This is a genomic window from Enterococcus sp. LJL120 (assembly GCF_054871765.1).
Genome location: NZ_JBTXLV010000005.1, coordinates 162965 through 174663 on the forward strand (window position 1 = coordinate 162965; position 11699 = coordinate 174663).

At 41.5% G+C, this 11699-nt stretch carries 11 protein-coding genes; 2 read left to right on the plus strand and 9 right to left on the minus strand.

The window, feature by feature from the left end; genetic code table 11:
- Nucleotides 1-79 precede the first annotated feature (79 nt).
- Complete coding sequence (locus tag ACYSNU_RS09895; RefSeq protein WP_461737058.1) at nucleotides 80-1960, plus strand: beta-glucoside-specific PTS transporter subunit IIABC; 1881 nt, start codon at nucleotides 80-82, stop codon at nucleotides 1958-1960.
- Between the two features lie 25 nt (nucleotides 1961-1985).
- Nucleotides 1986-3434 carry a glycoside hydrolase family 1 protein gene (locus tag ACYSNU_RS09900; protein WP_461737059.1) on the plus strand — a complete coding sequence of 483 codons (1449 nt, stop codon included), beginning with the start codon at nucleotides 1986-1988 and terminating at the stop codon, nucleotides 3432-3434.
- 182 nt (nucleotides 3435-3616) lie between these two features.
- On the opposite strand, the gene ACYSNU_RS09905 is transcribed toward ACYSNU_RS09900, so the two are convergent.
- The 9 genes from ACYSNU_RS09905 to ACYSNU_RS09945 all read right to left on the minus strand — a co-directional run bounded on the left by ACYSNU_RS09905 (nucleotide 3617) and on the right by ACYSNU_RS09945 (nucleotide 11464).
- Nucleotides 3617-3976, minus strand: a complete 360-nt coding sequence (locus ACYSNU_RS09905) for a hypothetical protein (protein ID WP_461737060.1) — start codon at nucleotides 3974-3976, stop codon at nucleotides 3617-3619.
- 109 nt (nucleotides 3977-4085) lie between these two features.
- A complete protein-coding gene (locus ACYSNU_RS09910) occupies nucleotides 4086-4547 on the minus strand; it encodes a low molecular weight protein-tyrosine-phosphatase (RefSeq protein WP_461737061.1) in 462 nt (153 codons plus the stop codon).
- Complete coding sequence (locus ACYSNU_RS09915; protein ID WP_461737062.1) at nucleotides 4544-5128, minus strand: TetR/AcrR family transcriptional regulator; 585 nt, start codon at nucleotides 5126-5128, stop codon at nucleotides 4544-4546. The genes ACYSNU_RS09910 and ACYSNU_RS09915 overlap by 4 nt, the downstream gene beginning before the upstream one ends.
- A 15-nt stretch (nucleotides 5129-5143) precedes the next feature.
- Nucleotides 5144-6142: a Holliday junction branch migration DNA helicase RuvB gene (gene ruvB, locus ACYSNU_RS09920; protein WP_461737063.1), complete on the minus strand. Its 999-nt coding sequence runs from the start codon at nucleotides 6140-6142 to the stop codon at nucleotides 5144-5146.
- 19 nt (nucleotides 6143-6161) lie between these two features.
- The gene (ruvA, locus tag ACYSNU_RS09925) at nucleotides 6162-6764 is read right to left on the minus strand and encodes a Holliday junction branch migration protein RuvA (RefSeq protein WP_461737064.1); all 603 of its coding nucleotides are present in this window, start codon (nucleotides 6762-6764) and stop codon (nucleotides 6162-6164) included.
- 165 nt (nucleotides 6765-6929) lie between these two features.
- A complete protein-coding gene (gene msrB, locus ACYSNU_RS09930) occupies nucleotides 6930-7373 on the minus strand; it encodes a peptide-methionine (R)-S-oxide reductase MsrB (protein WP_265456354.1) in 444 nt (147 codons plus the stop codon).
- A 74-nt stretch (nucleotides 7374-7447) separates the two neighbouring features.
- Nucleotides 7448-8161 carry a trehalose operon repressor gene (gene treR / locus ACYSNU_RS09935; protein ID WP_265456356.1) on the minus strand — a complete coding sequence of 238 codons (714 nt, stop codon included), beginning with the start codon at nucleotides 8159-8161 and terminating at the stop codon, nucleotides 7448-7450.
- Between the two features lie 17 nt (nucleotides 8162-8178).
- Complete coding sequence (gene pgmB / locus ACYSNU_RS09940; protein ID WP_461737065.1) at nucleotides 8179-8829, minus strand: beta-phosphoglucomutase; 651 nt, start codon at nucleotides 8827-8829, stop codon at nucleotides 8179-8181.
- Nucleotides 8830-8845: 16 nt separating this feature from the next.
- On the minus strand, nucleotides 8846-11464 hold the full coding sequence (locus ACYSNU_RS09945; RefSeq protein WP_461737066.1) for a glycoside hydrolase family 65 protein: 2619 nt from the start codon (nucleotides 11462-11464) through the stop codon (nucleotides 8846-8848).
- Between the last annotated feature and the right edge of the window lie 235 nt (nucleotides 11465-11699).

Genomic DNA, 11699 nt, shown 5'->3' on the forward strand with positions numbered 1-11699 from the left:
GGTATTTTTTTATTCAAAAACGAGTAATAAGGGCGCGCGCCTTTTACTATATAAAGTCATGTTTAAAGGAGAAAAGATAATGGCAGTAAATTATCAAGATTTAGCAAAAGATGTAATTAAAAATGTCGGCGGCAAAGAAAATGTTGCCACTGCTTGGAACTGCGTTACCCGTTTGCGTTTTAACTTAAACGACAAAGATGCAGTCAAAATTGATGAAATCAAAAAAATCGACGGTGTCATGGGGGCGCAATTTTCCGGCGACCAATTTCAAGTTGTCATCGGCAATCGAGTTGGCGATGCCTTTGAAGAAGTCGATAAAATTGTCGGCGGCGGTTCTGGCGACGGAGCCAAATCCGGTCAAAAACAGGGTATTTTATCTTTAGTGATGGATACCATGTCGGGTATTTTCACACCGATTATTCCAGCCTTAGCGGGTGCTGGTTTATTAAAAGGTTTCACTTCACTGTTTGTCGTTTTAGGTTGGTTGTCTGATACTAGTGAAACCTATTCAGTTTTGTATGCGATTGGCGATGGCGTCTTTTTCTTCCTGCCATTTTTCTTAGCGGTGACAGCTGCCCGTAAACTGAAAACCAGTGAATTTTTGGCTCTTGCGATTGCCGGTGCCATGATGTATCCGACTTTCTTAGATGCTGCACGAGGAATTACTGAAGCGGCTAGCTTTGATTTCTTCGGCCTTGCTTTACCGGTCGTTAATTATTCCTCTAGTGTTATCCCAATTATTTTAGCAGTTATTCTATTGAAATATGTCCATCAGGGCGTTAAGAAAATTATGCCTGATACCTTAACTTTTATGTTTACACCGATGATTACGCTATTAATCACCGTGCCTATCACTCTTTGGGTTGTGGGACCATTAGGCACTAACGTTGGTCAAGTCATCGCCAACTTCTTCGTTTGGTTGTTTAACGTGGCTGGTCCATTAGCTGGTGCTTTACTAGCTGGATTTATGCCGTTAATTATTATGACTGGCATGCATTACGCCTTTACACCAGTTGTCGTTCAAAGTATTTCTTCTTTTGGTTTCGATTCAATGGTCCAACCAGCAATGTTAATCAGTAATGCTGCACAAGGCGGCGCTGCTTTTGCCGTTGGGATTCGCACGAAAAATAAAGCCTTCCGTCAATTAGCTTTTTCTGCTGGTCTTTCCGCCATTTTTGGGATTACTGAACCGGCGATGTACGGGATTAATATGAAGGTCAAAAAACCATTTTATTTTGCGATGATTTCTGCCGCCATTTTAGGCGGTGTTGGCGGCTACTTCACTTTAAGTGCTTTTGGACTTTCTGGAATTATCGGTCTCTTCGCTCTTCCGGTCTTCTCTGATAGCTCAAGCTTAACCAATTTGATTGTTGCCATCAGCTGCTTTGCTTTGGCAATTGTTCTGCCATTTGTTTTAACTCTTGTCTTTGGCTTCGAAGATGTCGAAGATGAAGATGGCGTTACAACTGAACCAGCTGCTAAAACAGCGACTGAATTAGCCGATGATTTATTTATCGTTGCGCCTTTAAAAGGCAATATCGTGCCACTAGAAACAGTACCTGATCAAACTTTTTCATCTGGGATTATGGGTAAGGGAATTGCGATTGAACCTAGCGAAGGCAAAGTTGTTGCACCAGTTGCCGGTGAAATTACCGTGTTACCTGATTCTAAACATGCCATTGGAATTGTTGCTGATGATGGCGCTGAAATTTTAATTCACGTTGGGATTGATACTGTAACCCTTGGCGGCAAATACTTTGAGGCAGCCGTTAAAGTCGGCGACCATGTTGAAGCTGGCGATTTATTAGTGACTTTTGATCAAGATAAAATTTCCGAAAGTGGCTTAAATACTGTTACAATGGTGATAGTCACAAACTCGGCGGATTATTTAGATGTTGTCCAATCTAAAACCACCGGCGATATCGATTTTGGGGACCAATTACTGTTTACAGTAAAATAAATATAAAGAATTGGAGTGTCAATCAATGTCAAAATTTCCAGAGAATTTCCTATGGGGCGGCGCAACGGCTGCCAATCAATTAGAAGGCGCGTTTGACCGCGACGGCAAAGGCTTATCTGTTGCTGACGCAATGCCTGGAGGCAAAGAGCGTTTAGCCATCTTAGCCAGCGACGACTTTGACTGGAGTATCGACGAAAGCAAATATACTTATCCCAACCACCGGGGTATTGACCACTATGATCGTTTTAAAGAAGATATCGCTTTGTTTGCAGAAATGGGCTTCAAATGCTACCGTTTCTCTATCGCTTGGTCACGAATTTTCCCTCAAGGGGATGAAATGGAGCCTAACGAAGCAGGTTTGAAATTTTACGATGAATTAATCGATGAATGCTTGAAATACAATATCGAACCGGTTATCACAATTTCCCATTATGAAATGCCTTTAAACTTAGCGACGACTTACGGCGGCTGGAAAAATCGCCAATTGATTGATTTTTACGAAAGATATGCTAACACTGTTTTAACTCGTTTCCACAGCAAAGTAAAATACTGGATGACCTTCAATGAAATCAATTCTTCCTTCCACGCTCCTGTTTTAAGCCAAGGCTTGATTAATAAAACCGGCGCCAAAGATTTCAAGAGCATCATCCAAGGCTGGCACAATCAATTTGTTGCCAGTGCCAAAGCGGTCAAAATTGGCCATGAATTAAATCCTGATTTGCAAATCGGCTGTATGATTATCTACGCAACTACTTACAGCATGGATTCAAATCCAATTAACCAAATGGCAACGATTAAACAAAATCAAGAATTTAACTTCTACTGTGCGGATGTGCAAGTCCGAGGTAAATATTCAGCCTTCACCAATCGTTTCTTTAAAGAACACGGCATCACATGGGCGGATTTAGAAGTCGAAGATCAAGACTTTGCTTTGATTAAAGAACATACTGTTGATTATGTTGGCTTTAGCTATTACATGTCAGCTGTTGTCGATATCGTTTCTGAAGACAACGCTCAAGTAGCCGGCAATCTTTTAGGCGGCGTCAAAAATCCTTTCTTGGAAGCCAGCGACTGGGGTTGGCAAATTGACCCTGAAGGCATGCGCATTGCCTTAAATGAAATCTACAATCGCTATCAAGTTCCTTGTTTTATCGTTGAAAATGGCTTAGGCGCTTATGATAAAATTGAAGCAGACGGCTCAATCGTTGACGATTACCGGATTGATTACCTGCAACGTCATATCGCAGCCATGGCTGAAGCGATTGAAGACGGCGTTGATTTAATCGGCTACACTCCTTGGGGCTGTATCGACTTAGTCAGTGCTTCCACAGGGGAAATGAGCAAACGCTATGGCTTTGTCTATGTTGATTTAGATGATGAAGGCCAAGGCACACTGGACCGCTCTAAGAAAAAATCCTTTGACTGGTACCAAAAAGTCATCGCTACAAATGGTGAGGATTTAAGTAATAACTAATCAAAAAAATTCCCGCCAAGTCAGGTTGCTAAAGCCTTGCTTGGCGGTTTTTTAGTAGTTTTTTAGAAAGTAAAAAGCAAGTTACCCAAGAAGAATTTATCCATTCTAGGCAAAAAAAGTGTTGCTGAAAGTCTCTTTTAAAGAGCTTCTAGCAACACTTTTTTTTAACCAATTTACCTATTTCATTTTGACGCTTTATGCCGCTCACCATTTGGGGAGAGCATGCTGATTTTTTTGATATGGGGAATCGGAATCATCCGAATCTGCTGCTGATCGCCAGCAACTTTTAACATCACATGTTCTTTTCCGACAGTTTTGCTGGCCACCCACCCAGAGACCGTTTCAAAAATGTCAGAGTTATCCTCTTGCAAGCGCAGCACCACGGTACTTTTTTGTGAGGCCGCCAATTGTAATTGGCGCACAATGTTCTCCTGGGCTACTTCTTGTTCAGCTTGACTGACTGACTCATCTAAAAAAGCGCTCAGCTTACTTTTAGACAAGAGCATGGCTAATTTCTTTTTCGGTTTTTCTTTATTGGCCATCAAAACAACCTCCTTAAACAAAGGCAACACTCTTATATTTTACCAAAAAAAATGCATATTTTCAATATTCACTATTTATTTTTGGGTTAAAGCCCCATTAAAACGCTTTTTATAATTGTTTTTGGATTTTTTCCAACCACTTTTCACTAGCTTCTTCAATTAATTGGTAAGTCAGTTGGAAATTCCCAGTATAATAAGGATCGGCAATCGCTTGTCCTTCCTTTCCGGGAACAACACTCAGCATCGCAAAGATTTTATCTTGAAACTCTGGCTGACTCAACTCAGCCAAATCCGCCAAATTCATGTCATCCATACCGATGATAAAATCGGCCTCAGCAAAGTCAGCGGCTGTGATTTTACGAGAGACAATCCCTGAATAATCAATCCCGTGTTTTTGCAATTCCTTTTGCGTGCCAGAATGAGGCCTGTTACCGGCCTCCCAGCTGCTGGTAGCTGCTGAATCAATTTCAATTTTATCTTCTAAGCCCGCTTCTACCACCTTTTGGCGAAAAACGGCCTCAGCCATTGGTGAACGGCAGATATTGCCGAGACAGACAAAAATTACCTTCATATAGACCCCCACTTTTCATCAGATTGTTCTTTGGCATACAGCCGATAGGAGAAAAATTCAGTATCCTTAGCCAAACGAAACAGCTGCACAGAAATTTCTAACGGCGTTTCCTGAAAGCCTTCTAAAATCCAGCTGGTCAAAATACCGGAACAGCCATAGGAGAAAAACCGGGCATAAAACTGCTTGTCTTCAACAGACAGCTCATGTTCGACATCCATATTTTCAAACAGTTTAATAAAGAGCTGATGAATCACGGTGATAAATTCCTGCACCAAAATCTCAGCATTATCTTTAACCGTATGCTGATAAAAATTTTGATTGCTGTTCATCGCTGTCAGCATCTTTAAGGCTTGTTCTTCCCAATTATCAATATTCACCTCAGCAGCATCTAAAAAATGCAGCGAGTCCTCTTGATAGACCCAGCGCAGCAGCTGATTCTTATCTGAAAAATGGTAATAAAAGGTTTGCCGGTTAATCCCGGCAGCCTCAGTCAATTTTTGGACACTGATTTTTTTAAAGGGTTCTGCTTGGGCTAATTTTAATAATGCCTTGGCCAAGTCTTGTTTCGTCGCAGTCACCATAAAGCCTCCTATGTTTTAAGAATTGGCCTGCAAGCCAAAATGCAGATAAGCAAAATCCGTTACGACTCGACCTCGAGGCGTGCGGCGTAAAAAACCTTTTTGAATCAAGAAGGGCTCGTACATATCTTCAACGGTTTCCATTTCCTCGCCGATATTCACCGCCAACGTGCTTAGCCCCACCGGACCACCGCCATATAATTCTATCATGGTTTTCAATAATTTTTGGTCAACATAATCCAAGCCCGCTTGATCCACTTGTAGAAGGGTCAGTGCTTGATCAGCAATATTCCGATGAATAACACCGTCACCTTGCACCTGAGCAAAGTCCCGCACTCGTTTTAATAAACGGTTGGCAATCCGCGGGGTGCCCCGGGAGCGGCGGGCAATTTCATAGGCGCCCTCTTCGACAATTTCTGTTTGAAAAATATCAGCCGAACGCAGGACAATTTCTTTTAAATCCGCATCTTCATAATATTCCATATGACAAATAATTCCGAAGCGATCCCGCAAAGGTGCTGACAACATGCCAGCCCGTGTGGTCGCACCGATTAAAGTAAACGGTGGCAGCGGAAAATGCACTGGGTGAGCCGTCGTACCTTGCCCAACCATAATATCCACATAAAAATCCTCCATCGCAGAATAAAGCATTTCTTCTGCAACCCGAGGCAGACGATGAATTTCATCGATAAATAAAACATCCCCCGGCTGTAATTCATTTAAAATTGCAATTAAATCTCCCGGGCGTTCAATTGCCGGCCCGCTAGTGGTGCGAATATTAACAGCCATTTCATTGGCAATCACCATCGCCATCGTAGTTTTCCCTAATCCCGGCGGACCATACAGCAACACATGATCTAATGCCTCTTCGCGATTTTTCGCCGCTTCAATGTAAATCGTCAATTCCTGCTTTACTTTATCTTGGCCGATATACTGGGCTAAAAATTGTGGCCGCAGAGATTTTTCAATGATTTCTTCTTTGTCATTTGTATTTGGCGATACAATTCGTTCATCCATCTATGCCGCTCCCTTCCTTTTATTTTTTCATAAGTAATTTCAAAGCTTCCCGTAGATACTGGTCAGTGGTTTGTCCAGCAGTCTCCGGCAATAATTTTGCTACTCGCTTAACCTCTTTTTCGCTATAGCCCAATGCGGCCAAAGCTTCCAACGCCTCCGTTAAAGCAGAATCGGCTGCATGAACGGCTGTCGGAATTTTTTCAACCGGAAAATCAGCAACTAACTCTCCAAGCTTCCCCTTCAAATCTAAAATCATTTGCTGAGCGGTTTTCTTACCAACCCCAGGAAACTTCGTCAGATAAGTCACGTCGTCAGCTTCAATCGCTTGAATCAAGCCACTGTGATTATCATTGGCTAAAATAGCCAGCGCACTTTTCGGACCAATCCCAGAGACGCTAATCAATTTTAAAAACAGCTGCTTTTCTTCCAGATTTTCAAAACCATATAATAACTGAGCATCCTCTCTAATAACCTGGTGCAGATAAATTTTCACCTGATTATCCAGCTGACTACTATAACGATAAGGATTACCCATCGCAATCTGATAACCGATTCCTTGATTTTCCACAACTAAATACAGTGGGCTGATATACGTCACCACACCATTTAAATATTCGTACATATTTTGTCCTTCCTACTGCTAACTAAATTTCCATTTGCTAGTACATACGTTCGCTTTTTATTGTAGCATAAAACGCAGTTAGTTTGGAGTGGGTTATCAAGGCAGGAAAATTACCTATTTTTGCAAAAAAACTGTCAGAGAATGTATCTCTGACAGTTTAACACCTTATCCAACTAAATCTAAATACTCGCCGTAGCCTTCTGCCGCCATTTTGTCAGCAGGAATAAATTTTAAAGCTGCGGAATTGATGCAATAGCGCAAACCGCCTTGATCGACTGGACCATCATTAAAGACGTGACCCAAATGGGAGTCGCCTTCTTGGCTACGGACTTCTACACGATGCATACCATGGGTGAAGTCAGCCTTTTCTTTGACGCCTTTTTTGACAATCGGCTTGCTGAAGGCCGGCCAGCCGCAACCGGCATCGTATTTATCGGTTGAACTAAATAGAGGTTCACCGCTGACGATATCGACGTAGATGCCTTTTTCATAAAAGTCATCATATTGACCAGTGAATGGTCGTTCCGTTGCGTTTTCTTGGGTGACTGCATAAGAAATATCTGATAGTTCTTCTTTAAGTTTCGCTTGGTCTAATTCTTCTTTTTTCATTTTAATCATCTCTTTCTGGAAGCCTTAGATGGGCTTATCATAATGCCAATCAGAAAAAATTGCGAACCATATGCTCAGCCCTTGCGGCGTCTGGCAAATTCGACAAAACGAAACTTATCTAAACGGTGAATCGACTCGGTATATTCAAAACAGCGAGTGTCCTCTAAGAAAACTAAACTGCGGACAATCACCACATGGGTATCCTCACCTAAATCCATCAGCTCCTGCATTTCTTCATTAGCAGGCTCAACGGTGATTTCTTTTTGGGCATAAGCAATGTCCAAATTCAATTCATTTTCAAAATATTCATAAATTGAATCCTGCGCCCGTTCCTTCGGCAACTGTGGGATTGCTTCTTTTAAAAGAAAATCCCGGTCTAAAATAACTGCTTCTCCGCCGATTTTTCTTTGGCGAATTAATTTCCACGCCTCAGCTCCCTTGGGCCAGCCAGTCACATCTGCCAATTTTTGGCGAACTAATACCTCGCCTAATTCCACGACAATCGTTTCATTGGGGATGTGTTGGCTTTCCTGCAGCTCTTTAAAGCTGGTCAGACCGGAAATTGGAAAATCAAAGCGATTCATATCTAAAACAATCGAACCCTTGCCCTGCTTTTTTTGAATATAACCGGCGTTGGTTAGCAGGGTCAGCGCCTTACGTATCGTTTCACGGGAGACGCCATAGATTTTAATCAGCTGATTTTCACTAGGGAGCAGGCTTTGTGGGGGATAATCGCCGGCTAAAATCTTTTTTTCCAAGTCTAAAAATATTTCATTGAACTTATTCATCCCCGCAGCTCCTTTCCCTATTTTTTCAGCAAGTCTGGAATTGATAATTCATCTAAACGGTGCACAGTAATATCTGCACCTGCCAAAGGTTCGCTAGCCAACACACCGACAGCAAACATGCCGGCTTTTTTAATCCCTTCAATACCAGCCGGAGCATCTTCAAAGCCAATCGCTTCTTCAGGCTGAATATTTAAAATTTCAGCCGCCCGGATAAAGATTTCTGGATCTGGTTTGCCTTTTTTCAAAGTGTTTGGGTCAACGATGCCCACAAAATCAGCGGCAACGCCTAATTTTTCTAAAATAAATGGCGCATTTTTAGAAGCCGAAGCAATCGCACTCGGCACCTGTAATTTTTGAGCCTCAGCTAAAAATTCAGCCACTCCAGGCAATAAATCTTTTTCGGTTAAGCCCTGTAATAATGCAACGTACTCGGTATTTTTTTCTGCTGCTAGTTCAGCTTTTTCCGCTTCAGTAAACTCATTTTCTTTGCCACCATGAGCCAAAATCCGATTTAAAGAATCCATGCGGCTGATACCCTTTAATTGTTCATTGAACTCTAAGTCAATTGAAATGCCGATTTTATCCGCCAAATTTTTCCAAGCGATGTAATGGTACTTGGCTGTATCAGTAATCACGCCGTCTAAATCAAATACAAAACCTTTTTTCACGAGTATTCCTCCAATATTAATTAGTCATTGCTAGACAATCAAGGGTTGTCGCTTGATTGCCGGTTAAGAAAATTTGTTTCCCGTTGAACTCAATTTCAACGTCCTGGTCGGCTAAGATTGCCGTGGTCTCTTTGCAGATGGCGATACTGAAATGAATCCCCCGCCGTTTAACTTTGAATTGTAGTTCTTGCCAACCCTTTGGTAATTTTGGTTGCAGGATTAATTTATCTTGGCGAATATCCAGCCCCGCAAAGGTGGTTAACGTGATATACAAAGTCGCCGCCATCACACCGGCGTGAATTCCTTCAGCGGTGGTGCCCCCTTGAATATCCCGATAATCTGAATACAAAGCCTCCTGGTATAGCTGCCAAGCTAAATCTTGATTATCAATGATTTCCGCCAGTTGCGCATGGACTACCCGCGACAAGGTCGAGCCGTGGGAGGTGCGGGCTAAATAATAATCCAGATTTTTTTCTAAGTAATCCTCTGGTAAATTATACCCTAAATCTGCTAATATTTGATCAATTCGTTCCTTACTAAAATTATAAAAAGTCATCAAGGTATCCGCCTGTTTGGCTACTTGATAATCATCAGCTGATTCCCCTTCAGCTCGCAAAATTCGGTCCATTCGATAAATATTGCCGTATTTCTCCCGGTAATAATCCCAATCGACTTCCTTTAGTTCAAAATAATTCGCGAATTGAGCGATAATCCCCGCTTCGTTAATTTCTAAATTCAATCCGTGACAAATTTCTTCCATTTGTTTACTGTCTGCAGCTGAAAAATTAGTTTTCTGGCGAATCTCCGCCACTGCTGCAGCCGGCATTTCCGCAAAAAGTTTTGCGATTTCTTCAAAGAGCCAGACCACCGTCATATTGGTGTAGGCATTATTGTTTAGACCACCAGTTTCTTGATCTGGATAAGCCTCATGGAATTCATCTGGACCCATCACGCCATTAATATTATAACGGCCATCATGATCTTTTTCGGCAATCTTTAGCCAGAATTTCGCAATTTCCAGCAGCATCTCAAGCCCCATTTCTGTCATAAATTCTCGGTCCAGCGTATTTTGATAATACAGCCAAAAATTATAGGCCACGGCTAGAGAAACATGCCGCTGCAAGCGACTGTGGTCTTCATCCCAATCACCGCTGACTGGATTTAAATGAATTTCCTGTGATTGCTCATCACCGGTTAAACCAGACTGCCACGGGAACATCGCTCCTTGATAGCCGGCCTGTTCCGCCAATTTTTTAGCTTCCGGTAAACGGTCATAGCGGTATTGCAGCAATTGTTTTGCAGCAATTGGAAAATGCATAATATAAAACGGCAAAATAAATAATTCATCCCAAAAAATATGGCCACGATAAGCTTCACCGTGTAGGCCGCGAGCAGTCACCGAGGCGTCAATTTCCTTGGCAGAGAGTGGCGAAGCAGAAGCCAGTAGATGGAAGGTGTGCAGCCGCAATAGTTTTTGCGACATATAGTCCCCCGCCACTTTGATATCGGCTTGCTCCCATAATTTTTCCCAAGCTTTTTTTGAAGCTTGGAAGACCTCAGAAAAGTTAGGAAATTCTGTTGGCTGCTGAATTTTTTTAGCGGTCGAAATTTCGACAAAAACGGTTTTCTCAACAGTCACGGTTTCCCCTTGAGCTGCTGTGAATTTGGCAGTCTGCTGGATTTTTTTTTCTAAAATAGCTGTCTCCCATGTTGTCTCAGGATAACTTTGCAATTTACTTTCTTGGCTAATTGTAATATTAGAATCACTAGTGTGGGCAATAATTTTTGCGTTAGTCCCTGTCCCGCTGATCTCGTCAATTTCTAAGTGCTGTTGATTCAAGCTGCGGTAACGGGCCACATTATAATTAAAAATGGCGCCATTGCCTTCAGCAAAAATCGTAATTTCGCCAGAAAAATTAAGCGGTGTGACTTGATAGCGTAGGCTATAAAGATTACGCTGTGCCATGCTGACAATTTTTTCAGTGGTGACTAAAACTTGCTGACCCTTTTGATTTTGATAAATCATGCGGCTGATGAATAGACCGCTGTTTAATGCCAACGTGCGCTCCATTTCCAAAATTTTGCCTTGAGTAAAATTAAAAACTTCGCCATCAATTGCAAAGGACAAGCCCTGCATGCTTTGGACATTCACCAAATCTTCATTGGTAATTTCTTGACCCTCGACAACTGATTTAGTTTCATTATAAACGCCAGCTAAATAAGTCGCTGGATAAAAATCATCACTGATGGTCATCTCCGGCGTCGTCCCCCGCAGCCCGATAAAGCCATTGCCGACAGTCAGCATTGATTCGATTGAATATTCTTCTTTCCCTTGTTTCAAATCATAATAGTTAAACTGCCAGACATCTTCTGTTTCCTCTTGCTGACTGACAAAAACTAACGGAACATTTAAGGTCTCTGATAATTCCTTAGCTAATGATTTAGCTTTAGTTTGGAGTGTCCCCAACTTATTTGTTAACTCAAGATAAATCACTTCTATTGCTGAAGTCATCTGTGAATCTTTTATAGAAGCAAGAATATCGCTTGCTGGACTATCAGTTGAAAAAACATATTTGTCTGTCGCCAGTGTCAAAATAAATTGCTCGTCGATTTCTGTGATGGTTAAGTTTTTCATTTTATCACCTTTCATGTATATACAAGTTAATTCGATTATAAATTGAAATGTAAACTTTTTCAAGGGGAGCAGTTAAATTTTATCAAAAACACTTGTTAGGCTATTTTTTCTAAAATTTCGTGATTAAAACTTTTTTTGAAAACGCTTAACAATTTATTAGATTAACAATTGAATAGCTTTTTTAATATAAGCAACGTTATTTAGAAGTATCAGCCGCAATTTTTAACCGCAAAAA